This window comes from Roseibium suaedae, assembly GCF_900142725.1.
GTDB lineage: Bacteria > Pseudomonadota > Alphaproteobacteria > Rhizobiales > Stappiaceae > Roseibium > Roseibium suaedae.
On the sequence record NZ_FRBW01000004.1, the window covers coordinates 421,249 to 448,243 of the forward strand.

General features: G+C 61.3%; 27 protein-coding genes and 1 tRNA gene. 12 read left to right on the forward strand and 16 right to left on the reverse strand.

Annotated features, from left to right (window positions below):
- Window positions 1–366 precede the first annotated feature (366 nt).
- From acnA to BUA94_RS18325, 3 genes are all read left to right on the forward strand, one after another.
- Window positions 367–3,042: an aconitate hydratase AcnA gene (acnA, locus tag BUA94_RS18315; RefSeq protein WP_073014756.1), complete on the forward strand. Its 2,676-nt coding sequence runs from the start codon at window positions 367–369 to the stop codon at window positions 3,040–3,042.
- 1,142 nt (window positions 3,043–4,184) lie between these two features.
- Entirely contained in the window at window positions 4,185–4,847 is a 663-nt protein-coding gene (locus BUA94_RS18320; RefSeq protein ID WP_073014924.1) for a L,D-transpeptidase, read from the forward strand.
- Between the two features lie 135 nt (window positions 4,848–4,982).
- Complete coding sequence (locus BUA94_RS18325; protein WP_073014757.1) at window positions 4,983–5,573, forward strand: hypothetical protein; 591 nt, start codon at window positions 4,983–4,985, stop codon at window positions 5,571–5,573.
- Between the two features lie 40 nt (window positions 5,574–5,613).
- Here BUA94_RS18325 and BUA94_RS18330 read toward each other — a convergent pair whose 3' ends face one another.
- The gene (locus BUA94_RS18330; protein ID WP_073014758.1) at window positions 5,614–6,423 is read right to left on the reverse strand and encodes a lytic murein transglycosylase; all 810 of its coding nucleotides are present in this window, start codon (window positions 6,421–6,423) and stop codon (window positions 5,614–5,616) included.
- 219 nt (window positions 6,424–6,642) lie between these two features.
- Here BUA94_RS18330 and BUA94_RS18335 point away from each other — a divergent pair, with 219 nt between their 5' ends.
- Window positions 6,643–7,638: a hypothetical protein gene (locus BUA94_RS18335; RefSeq protein ID WP_073014759.1), complete on the forward strand. Its 996-nt coding sequence runs from the start codon at window positions 6,643–6,645 to the stop codon at window positions 7,636–7,638.
- Window positions 7,639–7,691: 53 nt separating this feature from the next.
- Here BUA94_RS18335 and queF read toward each other — a convergent pair whose 3' ends face one another.
- The 4 genes from queF to queC are packed head-to-tail and all read right to left on the reverse strand — an operon-like array spanning window position 7,692 to window position 9,963.
- Window positions 7,692–8,159 (reverse strand): preQ(1) synthase, encoded by a 468-nt coding sequence (queF, locus tag BUA94_RS18340; RefSeq protein WP_073014760.1) that lies wholly within the window; start codon window positions 8,157–8,159, stop codon window positions 7,692–7,694.
- A 1-nt stretch (window position 8,160) separates the two neighbouring features.
- Window positions 8,161–8,928, reverse strand: coding sequence for a 7-carboxy-7-deazaguanine synthase QueE (queE, locus tag BUA94_RS18345; RefSeq protein ID WP_073014761.1), 768 nt, complete (start codon window positions 8,926–8,928; stop codon window positions 8,161–8,163).
- Window positions 8,925–9,281: a 6-carboxytetrahydropterin synthase QueD gene (gene queD / locus BUA94_RS18350; protein ID WP_073014762.1), complete on the reverse strand. Its 357-nt coding sequence runs from the start codon at window positions 9,279–9,281 to the stop codon at window positions 8,925–8,927. Before queD ends, queE begins: the two co-directional genes overlap by 4 nt.
- On the reverse strand, window positions 9,274–9,963 hold the full coding sequence (gene queC, locus BUA94_RS18355; protein WP_073014763.1) for a 7-cyano-7-deazaguanine synthase QueC: 690 nt from the start codon (window positions 9,961–9,963) through the stop codon (window positions 9,274–9,276). Before queC ends, queD begins: the two co-directional genes overlap by 8 nt.
- Window positions 9,964–10,304: 341 nt before the next feature.
- Here queC and BUA94_RS18360 point away from each other — a divergent pair, with 341 nt between their 5' ends.
- Both BUA94_RS18360 and BUA94_RS18365 read left to right on the forward strand, forming a co-directional pair.
- On the forward strand, window positions 10,305–11,651 hold the full coding sequence (locus BUA94_RS18360) for a lipopolysaccharide biosynthesis protein (protein ID WP_208980148.1): 1,347 nt from the start codon (window positions 10,305–10,307) through the stop codon (window positions 11,649–11,651).
- Window positions 11,648–12,799, forward strand: a complete 1,152-nt coding sequence (locus tag BUA94_RS18365; protein ID WP_073014764.1) for a GNAT family N-acetyltransferase — start codon at window positions 11,648–11,650, stop codon at window positions 12,797–12,799. Before BUA94_RS18360 ends, BUA94_RS18365 begins: the two co-directional genes overlap by 4 nt.
- On the opposite strand, the gene BUA94_RS18370 is transcribed toward BUA94_RS18365, so the two are convergent.
- From BUA94_RS18370 to BUA94_RS18405, 7 genes are all read right to left on the reverse strand, one after another.
- The gene (locus BUA94_RS18370; RefSeq protein WP_073014765.1) at window positions 12,789–14,450 is read right to left on the reverse strand and encodes an AMP-binding protein; all 1,662 of its coding nucleotides are present in this window, start codon (window positions 14,448–14,450) and stop codon (window positions 12,789–12,791) included. The genes BUA94_RS18365 and BUA94_RS18370 overlap by 11 nt on opposite strands.
- Before the next feature lie 339 nt (window positions 14,451–14,789).
- Window positions 14,790–15,224 carry a YchJ family protein gene (locus BUA94_RS18380; RefSeq protein WP_073014767.1) on the reverse strand — a complete coding sequence of 145 codons (435 nt, stop codon included), beginning with the start codon at window positions 15,222–15,224 and terminating at the stop codon, window positions 14,790–14,792.
- Window positions 15,225–15,329: 105 nt separating this feature from the next.
- Entirely contained in the window at window positions 15,330–15,992 is a 663-nt protein-coding gene (locus BUA94_RS18385; RefSeq protein WP_073014768.1) for an aspartate/glutamate racemase family protein, read from the reverse strand.
- Window positions 15,993–16,006: 14 nt separating this feature from the next.
- On the reverse strand, window positions 16,007–16,846 hold the full coding sequence (locus tag BUA94_RS18390) for an ABC transporter permease (RefSeq protein ID WP_073014769.1): 840 nt from the start codon (window positions 16,844–16,846) through the stop codon (window positions 16,007–16,009).
- A gap of 2 nt (window positions 16,847–16,848) precedes the next feature.
- Window positions 16,849–17,778: an ABC transporter permease gene (locus BUA94_RS18395; RefSeq protein WP_208980150.1), complete on the reverse strand. Its 930-nt coding sequence runs from the start codon at window positions 17,776–17,778 to the stop codon at window positions 16,849–16,851.
- Window positions 17,779–17,852: 74 nt separating this feature from the next.
- The gene (locus BUA94_RS18400) at window positions 17,853–19,145 is read right to left on the reverse strand and encodes an ABC transporter substrate-binding protein (protein ID WP_073014770.1); all 1,293 of its coding nucleotides are present in this window, start codon (window positions 19,143–19,145) and stop codon (window positions 17,853–17,855) included.
- 64 nt (window positions 19,146–19,209) lie between these two features.
- Entirely contained in the window at window positions 19,210–20,202 is a 993-nt protein-coding gene (locus tag BUA94_RS18405) for an ABC transporter ATP-binding protein (protein ID WP_073014771.1), read from the reverse strand.
- 268 nt (window positions 20,203–20,470) lie between these two features.
- Here BUA94_RS18405 and BUA94_RS18410 point away from each other — a divergent pair, with 268 nt between their 5' ends.
- Window positions 20,471–21,199: a GntR family transcriptional regulator gene (locus tag BUA94_RS18410; protein WP_084082115.1), complete on the forward strand. Its 729-nt coding sequence runs from the start codon at window positions 20,471–20,473 to the stop codon at window positions 21,197–21,199.
- A gap of 154 nt (window positions 21,200–21,353) precedes the next feature.
- On the opposite strand, the gene BUA94_RS18415 is transcribed toward BUA94_RS18410, so the two are convergent.
- Window positions 21,354–21,428 (reverse strand) — tRNA-Gly (locus BUA94_RS18415).
- Window positions 21,429–21,676: 248 nt separating this feature from the next.
- Between BUA94_RS18415 and BUA94_RS18420 the strand changes: the two genes are divergently transcribed.
- The 4 genes from BUA94_RS18420 to BUA94_RS18435 all read left to right on the forward strand — a co-directional run bounded on the left by BUA94_RS18420 (window position 21,677) and on the right by BUA94_RS18435 (window position 24,337).
- Window positions 21,677–22,192, forward strand: a complete 516-nt coding sequence (locus tag BUA94_RS18420) for a prolyl-tRNA synthetase associated domain-containing protein (RefSeq protein ID WP_073014772.1) — start codon at window positions 21,677–21,679, stop codon at window positions 22,190–22,192.
- A gap of 177 nt (window positions 22,193–22,369) precedes the next feature.
- Entirely contained in the window at window positions 22,370–23,362 is a 993-nt protein-coding gene (gene trxA, locus BUA94_RS18425) for a thioredoxin (RefSeq protein ID WP_073014773.1), read from the forward strand.
- A 74-nt stretch (window positions 23,363–23,436) separates the two neighbouring features.
- The gene (locus tag BUA94_RS18430) at window positions 23,437–24,117 is read left to right on the forward strand and encodes an LON peptidase substrate-binding domain-containing protein (protein WP_073014774.1); all 681 of its coding nucleotides are present in this window, start codon (window positions 23,437–23,439) and stop codon (window positions 24,115–24,117) included.
- A 16-nt stretch (window positions 24,118–24,133) separates the two neighbouring features.
- Window positions 24,134–24,337, forward strand: coding sequence for a Trm112 family protein (locus tag BUA94_RS18435; RefSeq protein ID WP_073014775.1), 204 nt, complete (start codon window positions 24,134–24,136; stop codon window positions 24,335–24,337).
- A 24-nt stretch (window positions 24,338–24,361) separates the two neighbouring features.
- Here BUA94_RS18435 and BUA94_RS18440 read toward each other — a convergent pair whose 3' ends face one another.
- Both BUA94_RS18440 and BUA94_RS18445 read right to left on the reverse strand, forming a co-directional pair.
- The gene (locus BUA94_RS18440; protein ID WP_073014776.1) at window positions 24,362–24,694 is read right to left on the reverse strand and encodes a DUF167 family protein; all 333 of its coding nucleotides are present in this window, start codon (window positions 24,692–24,694) and stop codon (window positions 24,362–24,364) included.
- A 7-nt stretch (window positions 24,695–24,701) separates the two neighbouring features.
- Window positions 24,702–24,992, reverse strand: coding sequence for a YggT family protein (locus BUA94_RS18445; protein ID WP_073014777.1), 291 nt, complete (start codon window positions 24,990–24,992; stop codon window positions 24,702–24,704).
- A 257-nt stretch (window positions 24,993–25,249) separates the two neighbouring features.
- Between BUA94_RS18445 and BUA94_RS18450 the strand changes: the two genes are divergently transcribed.
- A complete protein-coding gene (locus BUA94_RS18450) occupies window positions 25,250–26,044 on the forward strand; it encodes a MipA/OmpV family protein (RefSeq protein ID WP_073014928.1) in 795 nt (264 codons plus the stop codon).
- Between the two features lie 115 nt (window positions 26,045–26,159).
- Here BUA94_RS18450 and BUA94_RS18455 read toward each other — a convergent pair whose 3' ends face one another.
- Window positions 26,160–26,990 (reverse strand): pentapeptide repeat-containing protein, encoded by an 831-nt coding sequence (locus BUA94_RS18455; RefSeq protein ID WP_073014778.1) that lies wholly within the window; start codon window positions 26,988–26,990, stop codon window positions 26,160–26,162.
- Between the last annotated feature and the right edge of the window lie 5 nt (window positions 26,991–26,995).

Sequence of the window (26,995 nt, forward strand, 5' to 3'; positions counted from 1 at the left end):
GCAACGTTTCGTGCCAAGGCAGATTGCCTTCCAGCCTCTTTACACTAACTGAATGCACAAGGTTTGTCTTCCGATGGCAGGCCTGCACCTTGCCGCAAGACCGCTCAGTCCAGGGCGAAATGCCATCCGGACTTGTTGCCACATGATTTTTGTATAGGAATGACAAAGCGAATGATCCAATCCGGTGAACGGGTTGAAAGACCCGTCTCCCGATACGATCTGCCAGAAGACAGGGCCCGTCCAAGAGGCCCGGAATGCGGAGAGGGCTGTTCGCCCTTCCGCTGAGACCAGAGATTTTGAGACCCCAAGGCCGGTCTTGCTCCCAAGGGACCGGCTCCGAAACGGACCGCAAGGAGATCGCACGCCGTGACCCAGTCCCTCGATAGCTTCAAATCCAGAAAGACGCTTTCTGTCGGAGGCAAGACCTACACCTATTTCTCGCTCCCCGATGCGGAGAAGAACGGCCTGGAGGGCATTTCCAGGCTGCCCGTTTCGCTGAAGGTGGTGCTTGAGAACCTCCTGCGCTTTGAAGACGGCCGCACGGTCACCGCCGACGATATCCGCGCCGTCGCCAAGTGGCTGTCCACCCGCACCTCCGATCACGAGATCTCCTATCGTCCCGCCCGCGTCCTGATGCAGGACTTTACCGGCGTTCCCGCCGTGGTCGATCTTGCGGCCATGCGCGATGCAGCCGTGAAGCTCGGCGGCGACCCGAAGAAGGTCAATCCGCTGGTGCCCGTGGATCTGGTCATCGACCACTCGGTCATGATCGACTATTTCGGCACCAAGGATGCCTTCCGCCAGAACGTCGAGCTGGAATATGAGCGCAACGGTGAACGTTACGAGTTCCTGCGCTGGGGCCAGTCCGCCTTCGACAATTTCCGCGCCGTTCCGCCGGGCACCGGCATTTGCCACCAGGTGAACCTGGAATATCTGGCACAGACCGTCTGGACCAAGGAAGAAGACGGCGAAACCATCGCCTATCCGGACACGCTGGTCGGCACGGACAGCCACACCACCATGGTCAATGGCCTTGCGGTCCTTGGCTGGGGCGTGGGTGGCATCGAGGCGGAAGCGGCCATGCTCGGCCAGCCGATCTCCATGCTGATCCCGGAAGTCGTCGGCTTCAAGCTGACCGGCAAGCTGAACGAAGGCATCACCGCCACCGACCTTGTGCTGCGCGTCGTCGAGATGCTGCGCAAGAAGGGCGTGGTCGGCAAGTTCGTTGAATTCTATGGTCCGGGCCTCGACAATCTCAGCCTGGAAGATGCGGCGACCATTGCCAACATGGCCCCGGAATATGGCGCGACCTGCGGCTTCTTCCCGGTCGACAACGACACGCTCGGCTATCTCAAGTCCACGGGCCGCGATGCCGACCGCATTGCCCTGGTCGAGACCTACGCCAAGGCGCAGGGCATGTTCCGCACGGGCAGCGAAGAGCCGGTCTTCACCGACACGCTCGAACTCGACATTTCCACCGTCGTTCCCGCCGTCTCCGGCCCCAAGCGTCCGCAGGACCGCATCAATCTGTCCGATGCGGCCGGCGGGTTCGCAAAGACAATGGAAGAAGAGTTCAAGAAGGCGGGAGAACTCTCCAAACGCGTGGCCGTCGAGGGCAAGTCCTATGATGTCGGCAACGGCGACGTGGTCATCGCCGCCATTACCTCCTGCACCAACACCTCGAACCCGAGCGTGTTGATCGGCGCCGGTCTCGTTGCCCGCAATGCGCTGAAGAAGGGCCTCAAGGTCAAGCCTTGGGTGAAGACCTCGCTGGCCCCCGGCTCCCAGGTGGTGACCGACTATCTGGAGAAGGCCGGCGTTCAGGAGGATCTGGATGCGCTGGGCTTCACCCTTGCCGGCTATGGCTGCACCACTTGTATCGGCAATTCCGGTCCGCTGGATCCGGCCATCTCCAAGGCGATCAACGACAATGACCTGATTGCCTGCTCCGTCCTCTCCGGCAACCGCAACTTCGAAGGCCGCGTGAACCCGGATGTGCGGGCGAATTATCTGGCCTCGCCCCCGCTGGTTGTCGCCTATGCCATCGCCGGCAATCTCAACATCAACCTCACGTCAGATCCGCTGGGTGAAGACCGGGACGGCAACCCGGTGTTCCTCAAGGACATCTGGCCGACCACGGAAGAGATCTCCAGCCTGATCCGCTCTTCGATCACCGAGGAAATGTTCCGCGAGCGCTATGGCGATGTCTTCAAGGGCGACAAGCACTGGCAGGCGATCAAGGTCGAGGGCGGCCTGACCTACAAGTGGCCTGCCGCCTCCACCTATGTGGCCAACCCGCCCTATTTCGAAGGCATGACCATGGAGCCCAAGCCGCTCGAGGACATCGAGGGTGCTGCGGTCATGGGCCTGTTCCTGGATAGCATCACCACCGATCACATTTCCCCGGCCGGCAACATCAAGGCCAACAGCCCGGCGGGCGAATATCTTGCCGGGCATCAGGTCGCGGTGAAAGACTTCAACTCCTACGGCGCGCGCCGCGGCAACCACAATGTCATGATGCGCGGCACCTTCGCCAACATCCGCATCAAGAACCAGATGGTGCCGGGCGTCGAAGGCGGCGTCACCATGAAGGACGGCAAGCAGGAGTGGATCTACGACGCTTGCATGGAATATCAGGAAGCGGGCATTCCGCTGGTGGTCTTCGCGGGCAAGGAATACGGCACCGGTTCCTCCCGTGACTGGGCAGCCAAGGGCACCAAGCTCCTCGGCGTCCGCGCGGTCATCGCCCAGTCCTTCGAGCGCATCCACCGCTCCAACCTGGTCGGCATGGGCGTCATCCCGCTGACCTTCAAGGACGGCGAAAGCTGGCAGTCCCACAACATCACCGGCAAGGAACGGGTCACGATCAAGGGCATCACCGACATCACCCCGCGCCAGATGATGAATGTGGAAGTGACTTACGAGGACGGCACCACCAAGGTGATCGAATGCCTCTGCCGCGTCGATACGCTGGACGAGCTCGAATACATCAAGGCCGGTGGCATCCTCCACTACGTGTTGCGCAACCTTGTGAAGGGGTGAGACTGAAGCTCAGCGTTTCTGAGGCATGCGAACGGGCCCTCCGGGGCCTGTTCAGACCGCTTACAACGGTCCAAACCCTTCGATTGTCATCCCGGTTTGGAGCAGCGCTTCAAGACCGGGATCCAGTATCCCGCGAAATTGCTATTTAAAATCTAGCGACTGCAAAAGCTTACTGGATCCCTGCCTTCGCAGGGATGACGGCGGTGGGAAGGCCTACCCTCCGTCCTGCCATGGCTTGACCATGGCATCCATTCCGTACCCTCTCCGCAAAGAACCACCTCGGCTTGAGGAGACGAAACGGCCTGCATTGCAGCATCGAGTGCTGCAATGACGGAGAGACTGCGTGGTGCAAAAACAATCCCCCTCCCGAGAATCCCATCCCCTTGATCTAACGACCCTTTTTCCGCTGAAAATAACCTTGTCCTCCCCCTGTAAAACCTGACGTATGCTTTCTTCCGTGCCCGCCTAACGGGCCCCTGCTGGACCGACCAGCGGGGAGGGGCGGGCCGGGCGGGGCTGGGAGACGGGGGTAACGGAACCGTCTTGGCAGGTCCGGTGGCAGTCAACCCGGTGGATCGCATAGCCGGGGGTGTGGTCCGGCTGCGGAGGGCGCGGTGCGAGGGCTTCAATGCCCAAGCGTCTGTCCAGCAGGCGGAAGCGGGTGCTGTCATGAGAAAAAGCCCGGGCGGGGACGGAAGACCTCTGCCGAAGATCACTTACAACAAGTCGCGCAAGGCGGATGCCTTTCGCGCCCCGCCACTTCCGTGGTCCGGCAAGGGATCAAGGAAACGTGAAAGGCCGGACCGCCGGAGCGCAAGGCTCGCGGCGCCATTTGTGCTGAACGGCAGCGGCCTGGCCGATGGCCTCGTGCGTGTCCCATACGGAAGGTGCAAAACTGCGGCGGAATAGACGCAGCAACAGTAAAATCGTCACGGGATGCAGCCTGGTGCTTGTGGCGGGGATAGACCTTCTTCACCGGCAAGTATATGTGCTCAGCAAATTCCGCAGAACAAGGTCTTAACCCTGCGTTTACCATAAATATGGTGGGGTCTGCAGGAGGCTGTGTGCCTGGGAAGTGCCTCTGAAATAATGGTCCGGAGCAGACGTCTGCTGACGCGGACATGAGCAAGGTTTACGCGATAATGGTTCTGAAACTCAGCCGCCGCAGTTTTGTTGCCGGCCTCCCGCTGCTTCTGGCTGCCTGCCAGACTAAGACGGCTTCGCCGATCCAGGCTGGGCTTTCCCTTCTGACCGACGGAACGCCGGACTACGCCACGGCCTATGCTGCCACCGAGGACACCGGGTTCAAGATTCCGGCGATCCAGTATCAGAAGTTCGATCCGAAGTTCCTGCGCCAGACAGTGTTCTACCCGACCAGCCAGCCGGTAGGCACGATCGTCGTCGATCCGGCCAACAAGTTTCTCTATCTCATCGGCCCCGGCGGCCGGGCCGTCCGCTATGGCATCGGCGTTGGCCGCGCAGGCTTCGCCTGGAACGGCGAAGCTGTCATTGGCTTCAAGCGCGAATGGCCGAAGTGGTTCCCGCCGAAGGAAATGATCGAGCGCGACCCCAAGCTGGCCAAGTACAAGGACGGCCAGGACGGCGGCCCGACCAACCCGATCGGCGCCCGTGGCCTCTATCTGTGGCAGAACGGCAAGGACACGCTCTACCGCATTCACGGCACCAACCATCCCGAAAGCATCGGCACCAACGCCTCCAGCGGCTGCATCCGCATGTGGCATCAGGACATCATTGACCTTTACGGCCGTGTCGAGTTGGGCGCCAAGGTGGTGGTGCTGGGCTGATCTCCATGTGATCTCACCTGGCGGGCCGGTCCGGCCTTCGTTGCCAGGATGGGCAATTCATGTCTGAATATGCGGGCAGGCCGGTCTCCGGTCTGCCCGCATCTGTTTCGGGGCTGAGGTGAGGGGACTGGTGCCATGAGATTTGTCATTGCGGCTGCGGTTCTGATGGCTGTGTCCGGTCCGGCACTTGCCGATCCCTGTCAGGACAGGTTCACCGCCGTCTACATGCAGATGGACCAGGGCGGTCCGGTGAAGGCCTTCGTCACGACCGAGTTCAAGGGCGCCGTGCCCATGACCAATGATTTCTATTATCTGAGCCAGGACCACAGCATGGCCGTGCCGATCGAGCCGCCTCTGCCCTGGACGATGACCTACAAGACCGGCTTCTATCAGTCGGCGGATCAGGGCAAAAGCTGGACGAAGGTGCGGGATCTCGATCCTGCGCAGGGGGCCGGCACGGTTCTGGCGGACAAGAAGACCAATGCGGCAACCATCCGCAACGCGGCTTGTTCGCAGGAAGATGTTGACGGCGTGGTGATGGACCGTCTGGAGGCGGAACTCACCGTCAGCCAGGGCATGGTGACCGAGAACCATTATATTTACTGGGTCAGGCCGCTGGATGGCTTCATTGCCAGGGCCCGTTACGAGACCAAGGCGCCCAGTTTCGAAATGGCGATCACCCAGACAATGGAAAAGGCACCGGACATGGAGCTTCCGGTGCCTTGAGAACGTGCCGTGCGTTCAAGCCTGCCTGAGGCGGCAGAGCTTAATTACTGCCGATCTTCTCGGCCATCACGGAGATGGTCTGCACATAGACGCTGGCCTTGTTCCACTGCTTCAGAACTTCATAATTCGCAGTGCCCGGACCCCAGCCCTGACCGGCGCGCCAGCCTTTCTGGGCCAGATAATTGGCGGTGGAGGCCAGGACATCCGGAACGGAGCGGATCAGGTCACGCCGGCCATCCCGGTCATAGTCGACGGCATATTTCACATAGGACGAGGCCATGAACTGGGTCTGGCCGATTTCGCCCGCCCAGGCGCCGCGCAGGTCTTCCGGCTTCATGTCCCGGCTCTGCACGATGGTCAGCGCGGAAATCAGCTCGTTGGTGAAGAAGGCGGTCCGGCGGCAGTCATAGGCCAGCGTGGCCAGGGACTGGATCACCGGCATGTTGCCGGAGAAGCCGCCATAATTGGTCTCAAGACCCCAGATCGCCAGAATGATCGGCGCGGGAACGCCGTATTTCTGCTCGATCTTGCCGAGGATGCGGCCATGGATCTTGTTCATCTGCTGGCCGCGGCGGATCATCGCGTCATTGACGCGCTTTCTGTAGAACTGCTCGAAGCTCAGCTTGAAGGAGTGCTGGTTCCGGTCGAGCTTGATGACCTTGGCGCTGTAGCTGACATTGCGCAGCGCACCTTCCACCACCTGCTGCTTTAGCCCGTGGGAAGGGGCCTCTGCGATGAAACTCTGCTTCCACGTCTCAAACCCGGCAGCGGAATTTCCGCATTGGGCGGCCCAGCCCGGGGCGCTCAGAAGGGCCAGGGTACCTGTGAAAGCAATCAGAAAACGGCGCATCAAATACTCTCCGGAGAAATGCTTCGCGGACAATAGCAGCAGACATGGACGTTAGGGAATCGGGGTCCCCATCACAATCCTCCGGGAAATGGGGGATTTTCACGGGAGAACCGTGGTGCGGAAGTGACCTTGCGTGATCTGCGGCACAGTTGCTGCTGGTGGAATTTGCCAGTCTGCAACCGGTAAAGGCGGAAGCGCCGCCCATTCTTGGAGACCGGTATGTATGACTTTGATTTTTCCAGAGCCATCGGGCTCATGGTGCGCACGGCACCCTATATTGCCTTCCGGGCGGTCACATATTTCGCCATAGCCGCCGCTTACGTTCTGGTGACCGGCACGGGGGCGGGCATCGGCTATGGCGTTGGCGGCTTTTCCGGGCCGGACGAACAGATCGGCTATGCCTTCTGGGGCGGGATCATCGGTTTCGGTCTGACCGCCGGGGTCCTGTATTTTCTGCGGGAATATATTCTTTACAACGTCAAGGCCGGCCACATTGCTGTCATGGTCGAAATGATCGACGGGCGTCCGCTGCCGGAAGGAAAAGGCCAGATCACCTACGGCGCGTCGGTGGTGAAGGAGCGGTTCGTGGAGGCCAGCGTTCTCTTCGGCATAGACCAGTTGATCAAGGGTGTCATCCGCGCCGTTACCGGCCTGATGGAGTTCGTGCTCGACCTGATCCCCGTTCCGGGGCTGGACAATATCGCGAAGATCCTGCGCGCCTTCCTCAATGTGGCCGTCGGCTTCGTGGATGAGGTCATCCTCGCCCATGCCATTCGCACAAGATCAGACAATCCCTGGGGCGCTGCCCATGAGGCGCTGGTGCTCTACGGCCAGAACCACCGCCGCATGATGAAGAACGCGGCCTTTGTCGCCCTCTTCGTCTATGGCTTCGCCTTCCTGGTGTTTCTGGTGATGCTGGCCCCGGCGGCGACGGTTGCCTATCTCATTCCCGGCGGCTGGAGCGCGGGCGGTGTCGTCTTTGCCGTGCTGTTTGCCTGGGCGGTCAAGGCGGCTGTGCTTGAGCCCCTGGCAATCGCCTGCATGCTTCAGGCCTTCTTCAAGGTCACGGATGGCCAGGCCCTCGACCCCGCCTGGGACGAACGCCTTGAAAGCCTGTCGGACAAGTTCACCGACATCAAAGAAAAGGCCATGGCCTACGTTCCCACCCCGCGCTCTCCGCGCACGGCGCCAGAGGCAGCTGCTGGGGGTGTGTGAGGCGGTCTGACCTGAAAGACGAAGCCGGCCGGGATACATGCCCGGCCGTTTTCTCATCCCCGGCCGCGATAGGGCGGGACGCCCTGGTCGGGGATCCAGACGCCTTCGGGGGCGGGGCCGGTCTGGTAGAAGACGTCGATCGGAATGCCGCCGCGCGGATACCAGTAGCCGCCGATCCGGAGCCACTGCGGGTTCAGGAGATCGACCAGGCGCTTGCCGATGGAGACCGTGCAGTCCTCATGAAAGGCGCCATGGTTGCGGAAGGAGCCGAGGAACAGCTTCAGCGACTTGCTTTCGACCAGAAAGTCGCCCGGCACATAGTCGATCACAAGATGGGCAAAATCCGGCGCTCCGGTGATCGGGCAGAGCGAGGTGAATTCCGGCGCAACAAAGCGGACCATGTATCCGGTGCCGGCCTGAGGGTTCGGCACCTTTTCCAGGACGGCGTCTTCCGGCGTCTGCGGCAGGGCCGTGCTGCTGCCCAGCTGGGTCAGGTTTTCGTAGATGCTCTTGTCAGACATGTCAGACTCCGCGCAGGTTGCCCCAGATCAGGGTGTGAAGTTGCGGCAGGACGGTCGCAGAAAACCAGCGGTCCGCGCCCACCTTGTCGATCAGCCACCGCATGCGGGTCATGATGCCATCCATATCGATCAGGGCATCGGTCTCGCTCGGCGGCGGCGGGGTATGGTTGCCCGGCTGCAGATAGACATCCAGGTCCCGGTACCGGTTGGCGATGGAGCGGGCATAGGCGTAATCCTCATCGTCGAAGACAACGAATTTGAGCACGCTCCGGGGGTTGATGCCGGCGGCGGCAATGCAGGCGTCCAGGGCCTCAAGATCCGTTTCCATGCCGCTTGAGGGCGGCTTCGGGCTCAGGGTCAGGATATCGAGATCCGCGAACCAGTCCTTGGCGATGCTGCCCTGGGTTTCCAGGGCAAAGCGGTAGCCCATCTGCCGTCCGAGGGCGATCAGATCGCCTAGCGGCTGTATGGCCGGATTGCCGCCGGACAGGGAAATCGTTATCGGCTGGCCGCCGGACAGGATTTCCACCTGCATCATGATGGCCTCGGGGGTCATCGGCGTCCAGTCGTGCCGGTATGCACTGTCGACTGCATGCAGGGTATCGCACCAGGAACAGCGGTAATCGCAGCCGCCGGTGCGCACGAAGACCGTCGGCTTGCCGATCAGGGCGCCTTCCCCCTGGATCGTCGGGCCGAAGATCTCGCTGATGCGGATGGTGGTGGCATCCAGGGTCACCGGATGCATTGCGGGCAGGACGAGCGCGGTCATGGCCGGTACTCCGCGCAGGTCTTCGGCGTTTCCTTGACGCGGACGGCAGACACTTCCGGCCAGCGCGCCTTGCACCAGTTGTAGAAATGCCGGGCCATGCGTTCGGCGGTAACGCAGTCGTCGCCCAGCACGTCGTTCAGGTGCCGGTGGTCGAGCTGGTCGTCCACATAGGCCTTGAAAGGGGCAAGTTCGCGGTAGTCCCGCACAAAACCGGTGCTGTCCAGCGTTTCGGACTGCAGCTCCACCTCGACCACATAATTGTGTCCGTGAAGGCGCGCACAGGGGTGATCCTCCGCCAGACCATGAAGCTGGTGCGAGGCGGAGAAGTGAAACTCCTTGAAGATCCTAAACATGGCAGGCGGTCTTCCAGAACTCCGGGTCTTCATAGACCGTCGGATCTTCGGCACTGGCCAGATGGAAGGCTTCGCGCCGTTCCACGCAGGTGCCGCAGCGGCCGCAATGGTGCTCGCCGCCCTTGTAGCAGGACCAGGTTCCGGTCACATCGACGCCAAGGCGCACGGCTTCGGCGGCAATGTCGCCCTTGGTTTTGTGAACGAAGGGCGTGTAAAGCCGGATCTCACCCATGCCTTCCAGCGCATGGCGCTGCATGGCGTCGAAGGCGTCGACGAAACCGGGCCGGCAGTCCGGGTAGATGAAGTGATCGCCGCCATGGACCGCTGCGGCAACAGCCTCGGCCCCCTTGGATGAGGCAACGCCGAAGGCAATGGCCAGCATGATCGCGTTGCGGTTCGGCACCACGGTGATGCGCATGCTCTCTTCGGCATAATGGCCGTCGGGCACGTCCACATTATCGGTGAGCGCGGATCCGGACAGCAGGCGGCCGACATTGGAAATGTCGATCAGCGTGTGTTCGGTGTTGAGTGCGTCGGCACAGGCCTTGGCATAAGCCAGTTCCTTCTTGTGCCGCTGGCCATAGTCGAAGGAGACCAGACCGATGAGCTCGTTTTCCTGCGCGACCTTATGCGCAAGCGTGACGGAATCCAGTCCGCCCGAGCAGATGACGAGTGTTTTCAAGTTTTTGACCCTTGTTTTCGCTAGAACCGGGTAGGCTGCGACCGGTTTCTGCCCGAAGGCAGGTGCGGCGCTTCTAGCAAGATTGGCCAAAAAGGGAAGGAAAAATCGCTCCGGGGCACATCATTTGCCTGCAGGTGGTGATGTGGGTGCCGGTGAACCTTTCCCAATTCGAAGGGGTCTGACGGCGTTTTCAGTCAGGCGGACACGCTTGCGTGTTTTCACGCATTGGCCACAACTTCTTAAGTCCCTCGTGTCATAAATGCCGGTGTTTGGATTTCGGGGATCTTGGATTGCGCCTCTCAGCGGCATCATGGACACAGCGTCTGCAAAGCAGGCAGGCCTTGCAGCAGCTCGTTGAACTGGCAGGGCTGAAGCGTGGTTCGGCGGGCGGTGCCAGCCGGATGGCCCTTGCGACCTTCGCCATCCGCGTTGGCGGGGCAGCGCTTGCCTATCTGTCCCAGATCATCCTCGCCCGGCTGATGGGCGCCCATGAATACGGGATCTATTCCCTGGCCTGGACCTGGGTCATCGTTCTGGGCATCGCGGCCTGTGCCGGTTTTTCCTCATCGCCCAACCGGTTCATTCCGGAGTATCGCAAGGCGGAGGACTTTGGCCGTCTGCGCGGGTTTCTGACGTCCAGCCGGCTGATTGCGCTGGCAACCGGCGCCGTGATTGCCCTTCTCGGCATCGGGCTGATCCAGGCTCTGGATGGCTATATCGAGAGCTATTACGTCCTGCCTGCCTCGTTGGTGCTTCTGGCCTTGCCGGTCTTTGCGTTGGGCGGTGTTCAAGATGGCATTGCCCGCAGCTATGACTGGTCGTCGCTTGCCATGCTGCCGACCTATATCTGGCGGCCGCTCCTCATGCTGGCGCTGATCGTGGCGTTGATTCTGGCCGGAGAGCCAGCCTCGGCGACAACGGCAGCCGCAGGCGCCGTCGCCGCGACCGTTCTGGTCGCGATCTGGCAGATGTGGCGCCTGAACAGCCGTTTGTCCCGGTCCGTGCCGAAGGTGGCGCGTCAGGGCGACATGCCGGTCTGGCTGGCCGTATCCCTGCCCATGCTCCTGGTCGAAGGCTTCATGCAGCTCGTGACCAGCGCCGATGTGATCATGGTCAGCTTCTGGCACACGCCGGATGAGGTTGCGGTCTATTTTGCAGCCTCCAAGACCCTGGCGCTGGTGCATTTCGTCTATTTCGCAGTGCGCGCGGCCTCAGCACACCGGTTCTCAAGCTTCATTCATGCCAATGACCAGGCAGGGCTTGAAGCCTATGTGCGCAGGACGACCCGCTGGACCTTCTGGCCGTCGGTGGCTGCCGGGGGGCTGCTTCTGCTTGCTGCGCCCCTGCTGCTGTCGCTCTTCGGCAAGGACTTTGCCGAGGGCTATCCGGTGCTGGCAATTCTGACGCTGGGTGTGCTCAGCCGTGCTTCCGTCGGACCGGCGGATGCGCTTTTGACCATGACGGGCCATCAGAAAACCTGCGCGGTCATCTATGCCGTGGCCTTTATGAGCAATTTGGCACTCAACTGCCTGTTCATTCCGATTTTCGGGCTGGCGGGGGCTGCGCTTGCGACAGCGCTGGCCGTGGTCATTGAGGCTGGCAGTCTGGCCTTCGCGGCCCGGCGCAAGCTGGGCCTGTCGATCTTCATTTTTGCCCCCGCGCCGGGTTCAGGGAGCGCGGAACGGTGACCGGGGAAACGGCACAGGGTCTCCGGAACCGTTTCGAGGACGCACCTGTGACCCTTGAAACCCTGGTTTGCGACCCGTGCCTTCCGGGCGAGGAGCTTGGTCACTGGCAGGAGCTTGCGGACCGGTCTCTCGATCCCAATCCATTCTTCGGGCCGGAGTTCCTGATCCCGTTTCTGGAAGATACCGGCCGGAAAGGCGTGCGGCTTGCGGTGATCCGGGACAGCCAGACCGGCCGTTGGCTGATGGCGGCACCCGTTGGCCGCCGCAAGCTTGGGTTTGTCCTGAAGGCGGCCTCCCTCTGGGCGACGGAATATGGACCGCTCGGCGTGCCCTTGATTGCGCCGGAGGCGCCGGAGGAAACATGTGGCCTGTTTGCCGGACATGTGGCCCGTCTGACCGGCTTGCCTCTGGTGGCCTTTCCCTATCTGCCTTTGAACAGTCTGTCGGCCGGGCGCATCGTGGAGGGCGTGCCGGGTGTCCGGATCGCCCATGAAGCTGTTCGGGCAGCCCATGACGGAGGCGAACTTGGGGCCGCGCAATTTGCCGGGGCCTATACGGTTCGGCGCCGAAAGGAATTTTCCCGCCTGATCCGGCGGCTCGAAGACAAGGGAACCCTCGAGTTTCGGAGCCTTTCAGGGGCGGAGGCTGTTCCTGCTTTCGAGCAGTTTCTGCAGCTCGAGGCTTCGGGATGGAAAGGGACGCGGGGCTCCGCGCTGTTGAGCCATCCCGAAACGGTTCGTTTCGCCCGCACAATGATCGCCTCGAAGGCACGCGGCGACGGTGTCCGCATCGACGGGGTGTTTCTGTCCGGGGAACCGATCGCGATGCTCGTGCTGCTTATCGATGGTGGGCGGGCGTTTTCCTGGAAGATCGCCTATGACGAGGCCTATGCCCGCTACTCGCCCGGCGCACAGGCAACGCTTTTTGCGCTGGAGCGCAGCCTAGTGGATCCGTCGATCACGGGGGGCGACTCGCTGGCTGTGCCAGGTCACAAGATGATCGAGCCGCTTTGGCGTGGCCGGATGAGCTATGGCACGCTTTTGTGCGCAGTCGGTCCCGCCGGAACTTTGATGCGGGGCCTCGGCAGATTGGACCTTGCCGCCGAGCAAGGCCTTCGCCGGATGGCCCGGAAGCTGCTCAGGCGCTAGCTGGCGAGGCTGCGTTGCCGCCATTAACTTCCGCTGCTGCCTTGTCCCGCAGGATACGGCGGATCACCTTGCCGGTGGTCGTCAGGGGGAGATCCGGAACGAACTCGATTTCGCGCGGATATTCATGGGCGGAGAGACGCTCGCGGACATGGGCCCGGATCGAGGCTTCAAGGTCTGCGGACGCAGTCTGGCCAGGTTTCAGCACCACATAGGCCTTGACGATTTCCGTGCGCAGCTTGTCCGGTTTGCCGATCGCCGCCGAGAGCGCCACCGCCGGATGGGTCAGCAGGCAATCCTCGATTTCGCCGGGGCCGATACGATAGCTTGCCGAGGTGATGACATCGTCATCCCGGCCGACGAAAAGGATATAGCCATCTTCATCCTGGGTGCCCTGGTCGCCGGTGATCATCCAGTCGCCGATGAATTTCTCGATCGTGGCATCAGGCTTGTTCCAGTAGCGCAGGAACATCACCGGATCCGGGCGGCGGATGGCGATCTGGCCGAGGGACCCGGGAGCCAGTTCGTTGCCTTCCGCATTGATGATGGCAACGTCATGGCCCGGAATGGCCATCCCGGCTGATCCCGAGCGGCTGACGCCTGCGCTGTGGCAGGAGCCGAGCACGGCGTTGCATTCGGTCTGGCCGTAGAATTCATTGACCGGGAAACCGAACTCGGCCTCGAACCAGTCATAGGTTTCCCGTCCGAGCATTTCGCCTGCGGATCCGACGCTGCGCAGCTTCAGGTCAAAGCGCGCGGCAGGGCGTTCCACCGCCCGCAGCATCTTCAGCGCGGTTGGTGGAATGAAGGCATTTCGGACGTTCTCATCGGCCATGAGCTTGAAGGCCCGTTCCGGGTCGAACTTGCGCGGGGCAAAGGAAATCACCGGCACGCCGAAATGCAGGGCCGGGAACAGAGCATTCAGAAGCCCGCCTGCCCAGGCCCAGTCGGACGGGGTCCAGAGCAGGTCGCCGGGCTGGGGCATGAAGTCTTGCGACATCTGAATGCCCGGTAGATGGCCCGGAAGAACGCGGTGCCCGTGGAGCACGCCCTTGGGCTGGCCGGTCGTGCCCGAAGTGTAGATCATCAGGGCCGGATCGTTCGGGCTGGTCGCAAGCGTCTCGAACCGGTCCGAAGCTTTTTCCAGCAATGCGTCAAAGCTGATGGCAAGATCGCTTGCGCCTGAGACGCTGATGATCGTTTCCAGAGATGGGATACCGGCGCGCAGAGCGTCGATCTTTTCAAGGCCAGCCGCATCGGTGACGAGATATTTCGCACCCGAATCGGTCAGCCGGTAGGTCAGCGCTTCGGGCCCGAACAGGGCGGCGAGGGGGACGGCGACTGCACCGGCCTTGTAGGCCGCAAGATGGGTGATGGCGGTTGCCGGACCCTGAGGCAGCAGGATGGCGACCCGGTCGCCCAGCTTCAGGCCGAGGCCGGTCAGCGCGTTGGCCAGCCTGCTGGAGGCGCGGGACAGATCCTGATGGCTCCAGTCCTGATGGCTGCCGTCTTCTTCCACATGACGGATCGCGAGGGACTGAGGCCGTTCCAGCGCCCAGCGGTCGGAAACGCTGGTGGCGATGTTGTAGACTGACGGGATCTGCCAGGTGAACTGCTTGCGAAGCGCCGCGATGGAGCTGGCTGGCTGGAGCATGGAAAGGTCCGTTGCCGAAAAAATGAGCTCGTCAACCTATCCAGAGCGGTGCTGCAGTGCAATAGAAAGCGCGTGGAACGGTGAATACGGGCTCCGACTGCCGACAATGTCTCTGAGAAAATTGGAGACGCTGATCACGATGATCCGTCTGTCATCCCTGCGAAGGCAGGGATCCGGTACCCGCCAGAGATCATTCTCTTTTCAAAAAAGAGGCTCTCCGGGATACTTGATCCCGGTCTTGATGCTTGCGCACCAAACCGGGATGACGGGCAAACTTGACCGGTTTTTTGGCCGCCTCGGCGCGCTGTAGCGCTGCCTGCTGCCAGCACTGAAGCCGGTCTATTTCTCTTCGATGGCTTCAACATAGTACCAGCGCCCGGCCTTCTTGCGGAAGCGGCTCAGTTCCCGGTGGGTGTTGAGCTTTGCTCCGGCCAGATATCGGGCCTCGAACAGAACGGTTCCATCCCGGTCTGCGGCTTGCCCGCCGGTCGTGCCCAGGACTTTCAGCCCGGTCCAGCGGCTTTCGGCAGCCCAGGCGGCGGTCGCCACCGCGTCAAAGCCCGGCTGATATTTCGGCCAGAGCGTGTCCTTCAGATAGCTGATCTTCTGGCAGACATAGGCGCTGTAGCGCGAGCGCATCAGCGCTTCGGCTGTCGGCGCAGCTGCCTCGCCGGACAGATAGGGACCACAGCACAGGCCAAAAACTTGCCCGGATCCACAGGGACAGGCGGCATCAAGGGCTGGCACAGAGGAGGAACTGTCATTCTGGGTCATGGTCGAAGCCGGATTGTTTCAAGAAATGCCGACTTCGCCTGAAACCGCACGCCCGTCAAGCCGGGCCGGCTGATCGGCGAGGGGAGGCTGAGATGTACGTCGGGGCTATCGGGCGATCGCTTCAGCGAGCTTGACTGAAGAGGCAACGCCATCAATGACCGGGATCTTGAACCGGGCCGAAAGGTCGGAGGCCAGATCCGCCATGCCGGCGCATCCAAGCGCAATTGCGCCGATCTGGTCAGCTTCCAGGGCTGCTTCTATCTCCCTCTCGACCCGCAGACGGGCGTCGCTTCCCGGAATTTCCAGATCGAGAACCGGAACATTGGCGGCGCGGACCCTGGCGCAGCGGCCCGAGAGGCCGGTGCGAGCAATGTTGTCTTCGAGGATCGGCACGGAAATGGGCAGGGTTGTCACCACAGAGAATTTCTCGGCGGCAATCGAGGCGACGTGATAGGCGGCCTCGCCGATGCCGAGAACTGGTACCCGCTTGCGGGCCCTGAGCTCCCAGAGCCCCGTGTCATCAAAGCAGGCAATCACCACTGCCGTGATGCTCGGATCGGCATCGAGCGACGCATCGAACAGGGCGAACAGTCCCGGAAGGGCGGCTTCCCCATCTTCAGGTCCCTGAATGGCGGCGGGGCCGGTCGACGGGTTGATGGCCGTGACCCTCGTGCCGGGGCTTGCAACGGCGCGTGCGGCCTCTCCCACCTTTACGGTCATCGAGGCCGTGCTGTTGGGATTGATGAACAGGATATGGGCGTTTTGCATGGAGTGTCCGGGAATTAGACCAGCCCCTGGCCGGCATCGGAACCGAGCCGCGAGCGGCGCCGGTTGAGGGTCACGACAACGGCGAGAAACAGTCCGATGATCAGGAAGGAAAACCCGGTTGTCAGCGTGCCGAGGGCGAAGATGACCGGCGTCGTGACATTGGTGGTCATGCCGTAGATTTCGAGCGGCAGCGTGTTGTAGCTGCCTGCGGTGAGCAGGGTGCGCGCGAATTCGTCATAGGAGAGGGTGAAGCCGAAAAGCGCCACGCCAAGCAGCATCGGCGCGATGATCGGCAGGATCACGTGACGGATTGTCTGCCAGGAGGTTGCGCCCTGATCACGGGCGGCTTCCTCGTAGGATTTGTCGAAGCGGTTGAAGACGGCGAACATGATCAGGAGGCCGAAAGGCAGCGTCCAGGTGAGCTGTGAGCCGAAGCCGGACGTCGCCCAATGCACCGGCAGGCCGGACTGGGAGAAGATCAGCCCGACGCCGAGCGAAATCAGGATCGACGGGATCACCAGCGAGGTGACGATCAGGTAGAAGATCACGCCGGAACCGGGGAAGCGCTTGCGGAAGGCAAGGCCGCCCATGACGGAGACGACGACAGTCGTCGCCATGACCATGAGGCCGAGAAGGAGCGAGCGGCTGAAGCTGCCCCAGATGTCGCCGACGGCCTGCTGCTCGAAGAGATCGTGGAACCAGTGCAGCGAGACGCCGCGCATGGGGAAGGTCAGGCCGCCTTGCGGGCCCTGGAAGCTCAGGATCGCAATGGTGATCGTCGGTCCATAGAGAAACACCAGGAACAGGGCGAAGAAACAGGCGAGGACGTAGAAGGACCGGCTGCGCTTGTCCATGATCAAAGCTCCTTCCGGATGTCGACGAACCGCAAGAGGATGGAAATCACCAGAAGCACCGTGATCAGGAGGATGACGGCTGTGGCGGCAGCAGACGGATATTGCAGCAGGGCCACGTCGTTGGAGATCAGCCGTCCGACATTGGCCTTCTGGCTGCCGGACATGAAGCGCACGGTGATGAAATCGCCCATGACCAGCGTCACGACGAAGATCGAGCCGATCATGATGCCGGGCTTGGCCAGGGGAATGATGACGTTGGTCAGGGTCTGGAAGCCGCTTGCACCATTGTCATAGGCCGCTTCGATCAGGGATTTGTCGATCCGCATCATGGTGTTGAAGATCGGGACCACCATGAACAGCGTGTAGAGATGGACAAAGGCGAGGATCACCGAGAAATCGGAGAAGAGCAGCCATTCCAGCGGCTCGTCGATGACCCCCATGGAGATCAGCGTCGAATTGGCGATGCCATTGCGCCCGAGAAACGGGATCCACGAGATCATCCGGATGATGTTCGAGGTCCAGAACGGGATCGTGCACAGCAGGAACAGCACGATCTGCCAGGTCTGGGTGCGGACGTGAAAGGCCAGGAAATGGGCGATGGTGAAACCGAGAACCAGGGTGATGGCCCAGGTGATCACCGCATATTTGATTGTGTTGAAGAAGACCTGATAGGTGACCGGTGAGGTCAGCAGGAATTCGTAATTGTCGAACTGGAACGCTGGATAGATCGAGAACTCTGTCGCGCCCCAAAAACTGACCACGACAATCATGGCAATGGGCAGCACCAGGAAGAACAACAGCACAAGCGCCAGCGGCAGGGACAGCAGCCAGCCGGTGACGGCATCGGGCAGCCGGCTCAGGCTGAAACCGCTGTCGGTGCGGGGGGCGCGGGCTGAGGCCGCGTGCGGCAGGGAGGGCGTCTGATCCGTCATGAAGTCAGGGTCCGGTTGTGTCCTGGAGAACGCCCGGGGCCTTGAGGCCCCGGACGCGGTTGGTCAGGTCAGCCTCAGGCTGCGATGAACTCGTTCCACTTGCGAACCATGTACTGGTTCTCGTCCATGACCGCGTTCCAGCAGGCCACGGCGCCCATGCGCTCGTAGAAGGAACCGCCATCGCGGGTGTCGCCGGCCTTGGCGAGCACATCGCCGAACGGGTTGGTGATGTCGCCGGTGGCTGCCTTGCCTTCGAACCAGTAACCCCACTCGTTTTCGCTCATGTGCAGCTTGGAGGTTTCCGGAACTGCGGAGTAGTAGCCCTGACGCATCAGGAAGCCGCCGACCCAGCCGTCGAGGTACCAGTTGATGTATTCATAGGCAGCTTCCAGCTCCAGGCCGGTCAGGCTCTTGGACAGGCCGATGCCGCCGCCCCAGGAGCGGTAGCCTTCCTTCAGCGGCTGGTAGACGCAGTCGATGCCGCGGGACTTCACGGCGGTGATGGCCGGGGACCACATGGACTGGATCACGACTTCGCCGGAAGCCATCAGGTTGACGCTTTCGTCGAAGGTCTTCCAGAAGGCGCGGAACTGGCCGTTCTTCTTGGCTTCCGTGAAGATCGCCATGGTCTTGTCGATCTCTTCGCGGGTCATATTGCCCTTGTCGCCATACTTGATCTCGCCCATGGCTTCGCAAACCATGGCCGCATCCATGATGCCGATGGAGGAGATGTCGAGGATCGAGGCCTTGCCCTTGAATTCCGGGTTGAGCAGCTCGGTCCAGCTTTCGATCGGGCGGCCGATCAGGTCCGGACGGATGCCGAGCGTGTCAGCGTTGTAGATGGTCGGGATGAGGGTCATCCAGCCGGTCTGTTCCTTGGCAAAGGTCTTGCCATCCGGACCGTCGACAAAGCCGACCGTGTGCGGAGCGGTGCCCTGGGCGATGACGGATTCCGGCGTCAGCTTGCCGCTTTTGAAGATGCCGACGATCTTGTCGTAGTTCTTGATCTTGGACGTATCCATGGCCTGCAGGTTGCCGGTCGGCCAGACCTTCTTGCAGATCCAGTATTCGATGTCGGCAATGTCGAAGCTGTCCGGCTGGGTGGCGGCGCGCTGGGTGACGGCGTCACTGTCGAGCGCGGTCATTTCCAGGTTGAAGCCCAGGTCTTCCTTCACCTTCTGGCCGACTTCGTTGAGGTTGGACACGCCCGTGCCGAACTGGCGGAGGGTCACGTTCTTGATGTTCTGTGCCCAGATGGTCGGAAAGCCGGTGATGGCGCCGGAACCGAGAGCGGCACCGGTGAGGGCAGCTCCGCCCTTGAGGATGCTGCGCCGGCTTACGCCCTTCTTATCAACTGTATCTGTCATTTCGTGCTCCTGTTCCCCTTTGGAGTTTTATTTGGCCGCTGGATCCGGCCATATGCGGCGGCCCTCAGGCCGCGAGCGGGTGGGCATCTTCCGGCTTCCAGGTCAGGAAGACGGCGGTGCCGATATCGATCGGGTCCTGAAAGAAGACCTCGTCGGAAAGAGAGGCGGTCAGATCGCCCGTTGTGCCGGCATCAAGCGCCAGCTTGACGGTCGAGCCGAGATACTCGACGTCGCGAACTGTTGCCCCGAGCAGGGTGCTGCCGCCATCCTGAGCCTTGCTGACAAGTAGCCGGTCCGCCCTGAGTGCGACGCGCTTGCCGGCCTGCCCCAGGACGTTGTGGCCGCCGATGAACTTGGCGACGAACTCGGTCGCCGGAGCGTTGAAGATGTCGCGCGGGGTTCCTGCCTGCTCGATGCGGCCGTTGTTCATGACGATGATGTCATCGGCCAGCGCCAGGGCTTCATCCTGGCTGTGGGTGACATGGATGAAGGAAATGCCCAGCTCTCTCTGCAGGCGCTTCAGCTCCAGCCGCATCTTGATGCGCAGGAACGGATCAAGCGCCGAGAGCGGCTCGTCGAGCAGCAGAACCGAAGGTTCGGTGATCAGTGCGCGGGCGAGGGCCACGCGCTGCTGCTGGCCGCCGGAGAGCTGCGAGGGCATGCGGGCCGCATAGGCGCTCATGTCCACCAGCTCGAGCAGCTCAAGCGCCTTTTTCTGGCGGATGGCCTTGTCGACGCCCTTCATCTTCTGTGAGAAGGCGACATTGTCGACCACGGACAGATGCGGAAAGAGGGCGTAGCTCTGAAACATCATCGCCGTGCCGCGCTTGGCCGGGGGCAGGTCGGTGATGTTGGTGCCGCCCAGAACGATATCGCCGGTTGAAACGGTCTCGTGCCCGGCAATCATTCTCAAGGTCGAGGACTTGCCGCAGCCCGATGGGCCGAGCAGGCAGGAATAGGACCCGGCCGCAAAACGGTGGTTGATCGCGTTTACCGCGATGGTGTCCCCATACTTCTTGGTGGTGGCCGCCAGTTCCAGCTCCAGGGATCGCGCCATGGCTGGTCGTCTCCTTCAGATACCCATCGTTGCGGCCAGATGACGCAAGGGCTGTGCCAAGAAGAGAGCGATTTGAATCTATTGGCTTTTTTGAATTTGGAATGTCCTCGGCAAATTTTACGAGGGAGAAAGTGCACAATAATTGATCGATAAGAATACGTTTTGCCCAAAGATTGTATACGATCGTGAATTGCCAAGCCGGAGGGCTGGGCGTACCTTGTAATTCTCCCGCCGCAGTCCGGCGTACCACCAGAAAACGACAAAGCCAGTGACCACAGCCGATCCCGAATCGAGCGACAATCTCCATGCCGTCTTTGCCCTGCCACCCGGTCGGGCCCTCGATATTTGCCTGAACATTCAGACGGCCCTGCTGGAGCACAAGCTCGCGCCGGGCGTGAAACTCTCGGAAGATGAAGTCGGCGAGATCTACGGTGTGAGCCGGACAGTGGTCCGGGCAGCGCTTCAGGCCCTGGCGCATTCCAATCTGGTCACGATCCGGAAGAATCGCGGTGCCTTTGTCGCCGAACCCTCCATCCGCGAGGCGCATGAGGTGTTTCAGGCGCGGGCGCTGATCGAGCCGGCTGTTGCCCGGATGGCAGCGCAGGCCATGACGGATGAGCAGCTTGCCGGGCTCAAGGCTCATCTGGAGGCGGAGCATGTGGCCCTGCACAAGGAAGACATGGGCCGCGCCCTGTTCCATTCCGGCGGATTTCACACCGCCATTGCGGAAATCGCTGATCATCGCGTTTTCACCAGCATGGTGCGCTCGCTGATCTCACGCTCTTCCCTGATCATCGCGCTCTACTGGAAGCGGTCGGACACGGCCTGCGAAAGCCATTCCCATCATGCGTTGATGCGGGCCTTCGAATTGAGGGATGCGGCGATGGCCGAGAGCATCCAGAAGAGCCACATCATCGATCTGCATTCGGGTCTTGATCTGCGCGAGAAGCCGCGTGGCGACTCATCCCTGAGCGCGGCGCTGGGCCGGACGGGCTGACCTTCTGATGCCCCGATTATGAGTCTTTGAGATTTACGTGTTCGCCCGGAATTCGGGCGGCGCGGAAGGGGCGTGTTCCGCATGCCGCGGTCCCAGAAACCAAAAAGGCCGAAGATCGTTTTGATCTTCGGCCTATGCGCCTTTCGGCGGAATTTGGAGCGGGCGATGGGATTCGAACCCACGACCCCAACCTTGGCAAGGTTGTGCTCTACCCCTGAGCTACGCCCGCATTTTGTGTCCGACCCGGTGGCTCGTTGGCTCCCTGCGTCGGCGAGGTGCGCAGTATATGGACCATGCTGAGACGGATTGCAATAGACTTTTTTTGAGGGTCAAAATCGCCCTTGGGCTGTGGATAATGTTGGAGCTCAAAAAGACGTAAAGCGCTGAATTCTGCCATGTTTTGCAAGGAAAGCGGCTTGTGGCGGAAATGAATTTGCGGCAAGACCGAGAGCAAGACGACTAAAAAAAGGTGCTGACATGCCGGCGACCAGAGACGAGCTCATGCAATTTTTCGAGGCCAATGGCCTCAAGGTGTCCACGGTGGACCATGAGCCGGTTTTTACCGTGGCAGAATCCGGAGATCTGCATGACCGGATTCCGGGTGCCCACACCAAGAACCTGTTCCTGAAGGACAAGAAGGGCCGGCTGTTCCTGGTTGTTGCCCTGCATGATGCCACGATCAATCTGAAGAAGATTCACGAGGTGATCGGCGGGCAGGGGCGGGTGTCCTTCGGCAATGGCGATCTTCTGCTGGAAGTGCTGGGCGTGTCGCCGGGCTCCGTGACGCCCTTTTCGCTGATCAATGACCGGGAGGCGCTGCAGGTGACGCCGGTTCTGGACGCGGCGATGATGCAGCATGAGGTGCTGAACTATCACCCGCTCAAGAATGACGCGACGACGGCGATCTCAAATCAGGATCTGCTGGCGTTCGTGCGGGCCTGCGGCCACGAGCCCCTGGTGCTTGCTGTCAGTGAGGAATCACAGGCGCTTTGATCGGCGCTCCTTAGGTGCCGGCGCGAGACCGGGCTGCGGCCTCTGGGGGAAAAGACACCCGAGATCGGGTTTGTAATTCCTGATGCCGAGCGCCATGTTATGAGCAAATGAAATAGGTCCGCGAAAGCGGCGCTGGCGCAGCGGCTGCGGCAGCTGGATCGAATTGAGGCAAGGTCTATGAGCAGCGGTAGTTTTTCGATGGGTGGCCAGGTTGGCGCAGGGTTTGGCGGTAGCCTTGGTGGCAGCATGGGCGGCGGCGGTTTCGGTGGCGGCAATGGGGCAGGCGGCCCGGCTGGTGAAGATGACCTGATCAAGGACGTCACCACCCAGAGCTTCATGATCGATGTCATGGAAGCCTCGCGGACACAGCCGGTTCTGGTCGATTTCTGGGCGCCTTGGTGCGGGCCTTGCAAGCAGCTGACCCCGGTGATCGAATCTGCCGTGCGGGCTGCCAAAGGCGCTGTGAAGCTCGCCAAGATGAACATCGACGACCATCCGGAAATCGCCGGCCAGCTGGGCATCCAGTCTATTCCGGCCGTGATCGCTTTCAAGGACGGTCAGCCGGTGGACGGGTTCATGGGCGCTCAGCCCGAAGGCCAGATCAAGGCCTTTATCGAACGGCTCGGCGGCAAGGCACCGGCCAATCCGGCGGATGAATATCTGGCGCAAGCTGCAGAGCTGCTGGCCGCGCAGGATTATGGTCAGGCTGCGCAGTATTTCGGTGCCGTGATGCAGATGGAGCCCGACAATGTGCGGGCCATCTGCGGCCTGTCCCAATGCTATGTGGGCGCTGGTGACCTGGAGCGGGCCCGTGAGGCGCTGGCGCTCGTGCCGGAAGACAAGCAGTCCGATGAGACCTATGGCGCGGCCAAGGCGGTTCTTGAGCTCGCCGAGCAGGCGGAAGCGCTCGGGGATCTTGGTGAACTGGTGAGCCGCATCGAAAACAATCCGCAGGACTATCAGGCGCGTCTCGATCTGGCCTTGGGCCTGTCGGCCAAGGGCGACAAGACCGGGGCAGTCGACCAGCTGATCGAGATCGTCCGCCGCGACCGGGAATGGAACGAAGACGGCGGGCGCAAGCAGCTTTTGCAGTTCTTTGAAGCCTGGGGACCGAAAGAGCCGGCTACCAATTATGGCCGGAGGAAGCTTTCTACGGTTCTGTTTTCTTGACCTTGCCGGGTGCGCGCCACAGATAGGCTTTTATCACCCGTGTGAGAGAGACCCGCTGGAAAGGAGCCAGGATCATGCAGGCTGGAAACGCCATCTATGAAACGATTGCGGATCTGCCGCCGGTCCTGCCGGTTTTTCCCCTGACCGGCGCCTTGCTGCTGCCGCGCACCCAGTTGCCGTTGAATATTTTCGAGCCGCGCTACATCGCCATGTTCGATGCGGCGCTGGCCGGAAACCGGCTTATCGGAATGATCCAGCCGGAGCTTGTGGCTGGCGGATCAGCGGAAGACGGTGAAGGCCTCTCCCGCGTCGGCTGTGTCGGACGCATCACCAGCTTTCAGGAAACGGGCGACGGCCGCTATCTCGTCACGCTTCAGGGCGTGACCCGGTTTGCGGTGGTGCGGGAAATCGGGGCGGTGACGAGCTATCGTCAGGTCGAGTGTGATTTCGCGCCCTTCGCCAGCGATCTGTCCTCCGGGATCGGCGAGGACAAGGTGGACCGGACCGCCCTGCTGAACACCTTGCGGGCCTATCTGGATGCGAATGATCTGGAGGCCGACTGGACCAGCGTTTCGGAGGCGGAGACGGAAATTCTCGTCAATGCGCTCTGCATGATGTGCCCCTATGGAGCGCAGGAAAAGCAGGCGTTGCTGGAGGCCCCGGATCTCAAGACCCGTGCGGAAACGCTGATCGCTATCACAGAGATCGACCTCGCCCGCTCTCAGGGCGGCGAGGGCGGAACGACCTTGCAATAGAGAAACGAGCATATCCATGACAGACACTCAGCCGTCCCAGCCGGAACGCAAGGTCGACCGCAGGCTTCTTGAACTGCTGGTCTGTCCGGTGACCAAGACCACGCTGGAATATGATGCGGAGCATAACGAGTTGATCTCGCGGGCGGCCAAGCTCGCCTATCCGATCCGCAATGGCATTCCGATCATGCTCGCAGATGAAGCACGGCCGATCGAGGTCTGACCGGCAGTCCTGTTCAAGCAGATATCAGGAGGAAGGCTCCGCACACAGTGCGTCGAGCTGCGCCTGCGTGTCCGCATCTGGATTGGCGATGCGCAGTGTCTTCAGGCGCGAGGTTGAGCCGCTGTCGAGGGCAACAGCGGACTTTGGCAGGCCAAGGGTCTTGGCCATCAACTGGGTGAGGGCCTTGTTGGCCGCGCCCTTCTCCGGAACAGCGCGGACTCTGGCCTTCAGAACCGGCCGGCCGTCGGAGAGGATCTCCAGACCGTCAACGCCATCCTTGGCAGCTTTCGGCGTCAGGCGGACATCGATCAGAATGTCATCGCCTGACAGCCTCCACGGCTTTGCCGCGCCACTCATGCCCGCGTCAGAAGACGTTCGGGTACACGTAGCGGACGATAACGTTCTGAATCAGGAAGATCAGCAGCAGCAGGGCAATCGGTGACAGGTCGATGCCGCCGAGATTCGGCATCACGCGCCGGATCGGACGAAGCACCGGCTCGGTCAGATTGTAGAGCATCTGGCCGATGCTGTAGACGAGCTGATTGCTGGAATTGATGATGTTGAAAGCATAGAGCCAGGAGAAGATCGCGCTGGCAATGATCACGTAGGTGTAGAGCTGAAGCACCAGGAGAACTACGTCTAGGATTGCGCGCATCTGGATCCATCCATGGTTTGCGGTTCAGAAATTCCGAAGTTCATGTAGCTTTCTCTTCTGCCCTTCGCAAGACGGCGGAGGAGCGCAGGTGCCAGCATCAGGGGTTTTGTTTAACAAAGCAGCAGACGCAGGCTTGCAAAATGGTCACAGCCTGCCGGAAAAGCGCAGCAATGCCTCGCGAAAGGCTTTTTGTGCACTTTTGGTTTTCCCTTGAGTGCTAAGGTCTTGTTCAAACATTGAAGATGCGTGGGCTGAACATGACTGCAATCCTGAAGCGACTTGGACTGGCCTTTCTGGCTGCAACGGCTGCCGTACCGGCTTTTGCTCAGGACTCAGGCGTGCCCGATAGGCAGCGCCAATACGAGGTGGATCTCGGTGTCGGTGTCAATCTGGCACCGAAATACGAGACGGCAGAATCCTATCTGCTCAGCCCATTTCCGCTGATTTCCGTTGGCCGTTTCTATGTCCCGGGCCTCGGCCAGGTCGTTGATGGCAAGCGCAAGACCGGCGTCTTCTTCTATCCGAGTTTTGGCTTCATCGGCGAACGCAAGCCCTCCGACAGTGCGGACCTCAATGGCACGCGCAAGGTCAACTGGGCGCTTGAACTGGGCCTGGGCGGCGGCTACCGCGCCGAGCATTGGCGCGTGTTTGCCGAATTTCGTCAGGGCGTGAATGGCCACCATGGTCAGGTTGGCCGCTTTGGGGCGGATGCGATCATCTTCCCGATGGACCGGGTGGAACTCAGCTTCGGCCCGCGCGCCGATTTCGCGTCCGGCAGCTATATGGACACCTATTTTGGCGTGACCGCAGCCGAAGCTGCGGCGAGCGGTGGCCGTTTGTCAGCCTATAATCCGGATGGCGGCTTCAAGTCTCTCGGTCTGGAAACCCGCATCAGCTACGACTGGACCGATGACGTGCGCGTTCACCTTCAAGGCGGCTATAACCGCCTGATCGGGGATGCTGCCAAGAGCCCGCTGGCCAAGAACGGCTCCAAGGACCAGTTCAATGTCGGGCTGGGCGTGACCTACAAGTTCCGCTTCGATCTGTTCTGAGGCTTCCCGGCCCAGATTTTTCAGCGCAAGACTTCCATGATTGCCCGGGTGTGAGCCCGGGCAATTTTCATTTGGCGATTTGAAATCAGAAACCCTGCGGTTTGCCCAGCTGGATTTACGAGCAGGGCTTGAGGGTGATGCCGTCCGGAAGCTTGGTGTTTTCGTCGCCGCAGGCGTCGATGATCCGTTCCTGAGACAGGCCGGTGACGCCGCTGAGGTCGGCGCCTTTCAACAGCGTGTGGCGCAGCAAGGCGTCGGTCAGGTTCGCGCCGGAAAGGTTCGCGCCGGTGAAATCCGCACTGGTCAGGCGGGTGCCGCTGAGATCCGAATCCTGGAAATTCGCGCCAGCCGCGGAGACCCGGTCAAGGTCCGCCTGCTGAAGCCGGGTCTGGGACAGGTTTGCGCCCTGAAGATTGCTGCGCTCAAGATCCGCCTGGTCCATCTTTGCGCCCTTGAAGTTGGCATTGGCAGCCGAGGCCCGGATGAAGCTGGCGTTGCGCAGATCCGTGTCGGAGAGATCCGCATTGGTCAGCATGGTCTGGCTAAGATCGGCGTTGCGCATGTCCGCCCCGGTGAAGCGGCTGCCGCTGAGGTCTGCCTTTTCCATATCGACGGACCGCATGGACACATCGGTGAAATCGCAGTCGGTCAACACGCCCCGTTCAAGTTCCGCGCGGCGCAGGTCGCCGCCCTTGAAATTGGCCTTGGGCAGCTTCGCCATCTTAAGATCGGACTCGCGCAGGACCGTGCGTTCGAAATTGGCGTTCTCGATCGCAAGATCTCGCAGATCGGACAGGCGCAGGTCGCATTTGGGGCAGCCCTTGTCCGCTTCGATCTTCTGGCGGTCCTGGGCAAGAGCGGGGCCTGCAAAGACAGCAACACCCAGAGCAGCCGCGGCAAGGCGGAACATTCTGGCGGAGGGCATCTGGGCTGACTTCAGCGTCATGGCGG

Excerpts from the sequence above, each read along its gene's own strand:
- BUA94_RS18420 (WP_073014772.1), top strand. The coding sequence starts at position 21,677 with ATGCCGGCGACCAGAGACGAGCTCATGCAATTTTTCGAGGCCAATGGC.
- BUA94_RS18385 (WP_073014768.1), bottom strand. The coding sequence starts at position 15,992 with ATGCAAAACGCCCATATCCTGTTCATCAATCCCAACAGCACGGCCTCG.
- BUA94_RS18335 (WP_073014759.1), top strand. The coding sequence starts at position 6,643 with ATGTATGACTTTGATTTTTCCAGAGCCATCGGGCTCATGGTGCGCACG.
- queD (WP_073014762.1), bottom strand. The coding sequence starts at position 9,281 with ATGTTTAGGATCTTCAAGGAGTTTCACTTCTCCGCCTCGCACCAGCTT.
- BUA94_RS18320 (WP_073014924.1), top strand. The coding sequence starts at position 4,185 with ATGGTTCTGAAACTCAGCCGCCGCAGTTTTGTTGCCGGCCTCCCGCTG.
- queE (WP_073014761.1), bottom strand. The coding sequence starts at position 8,928 with ATGACCGCGCTCGTCCTGCCCGCAATGCATCCGGTGACCCTGGATGCC.
- BUA94_RS18370 (WP_073014765.1), bottom strand. The coding sequence starts at position 14,450 with ATGCTCCAGCCAGCCAGCTCCATCGCGGCGCTTCGCAAGCAGTTCACC.
- BUA94_RS18330 (WP_073014758.1), bottom strand. The coding sequence starts at position 6,423 with ATGCGCCGTTTTCTGATTGCTTTCACAGGTACCCTGGCCCTTCTGAGC.
- BUA94_RS18390 (WP_073014769.1), bottom strand. The coding sequence starts at position 16,846 with ATGGACAAGCGCAGCCGGTCCTTCTACGTCCTCGCCTGTTTCTTCGCC.
- BUA94_RS18430 (WP_073014774.1), top strand. The coding sequence starts at position 23,437 with ATGCAGGCTGGAAACGCCATCTATGAAACGATTGCGGATCTGCCGCCG.
- BUA94_RS18450 (WP_073014928.1), top strand. The coding sequence starts at position 25,250 with ATGACTGCAATCCTGAAGCGACTTGGACTGGCCTTTCTGGCTGCAACG.
- BUA94_RS18405 (WP_073014771.1), bottom strand. The coding sequence starts at position 20,202 with ATGGCGCGATCCCTGGAGCTGGAACTGGCGGCCACCACCAAGAAGTAT.
- BUA94_RS18440 (WP_073014776.1), bottom strand. The coding sequence starts at position 24,694 with ATGAGTGGCGCGGCAAAGCCGTGGAGGCTGTCAGGCGATGACATTCTG.
- BUA94_RS18395 (WP_208980150.1), bottom strand. The coding sequence starts at position 17,778 with ATGACGGATCAGACGCCCTCCCTGCCGCACGCGGCCTCAGCCCGCGCC.
- BUA94_RS18435 (WP_073014775.1), top strand. The coding sequence starts at position 24,134 with ATGACAGACACTCAGCCGTCCCAGCCGGAACGCAAGGTCGACCGCAGG.
- queF (WP_073014760.1), bottom strand. The coding sequence starts at position 8,159 with ATGTCTGACAAGAGCATCTACGAAAACCTGACCCAGCTGGGCAGCAGC.
- BUA94_RS18325 (WP_073014757.1), top strand. The coding sequence starts at position 4,983 with ATGAGATTTGTCATTGCGGCTGCGGTTCTGATGGCTGTGTCCGGTCCG.
- BUA94_RS18445 (WP_073014777.1), bottom strand. The coding sequence starts at position 24,992 with ATGCGCGCAATCCTAGACGTAGTTCTCCTGGTGCTTCAGCTCTACACC.
- BUA94_RS18380 (WP_073014767.1), bottom strand. The coding sequence starts at position 15,224 with ATGACCCAGAATGACAGTTCCTCCTCTGTGCCAGCCCTTGATGCCGCC.
- trxA (WP_073014773.1), top strand. The coding sequence starts at position 22,370 with ATGAGCAGCGGTAGTTTTTCGATGGGTGGCCAGGTTGGCGCAGGGTTT.
- BUA94_RS18455 (WP_073014778.1), bottom strand. The coding sequence starts at position 26,990 with ATGACGCTGAAGTCAGCCCAGATGCCCTCCGCCAGAATGTTCCGCCTT.
- BUA94_RS18400 (WP_073014770.1), bottom strand. The coding sequence starts at position 19,145 with ATGACAGATACAGTTGATAAGAAGGGCGTAAGCCGGCGCAGCATCCTC.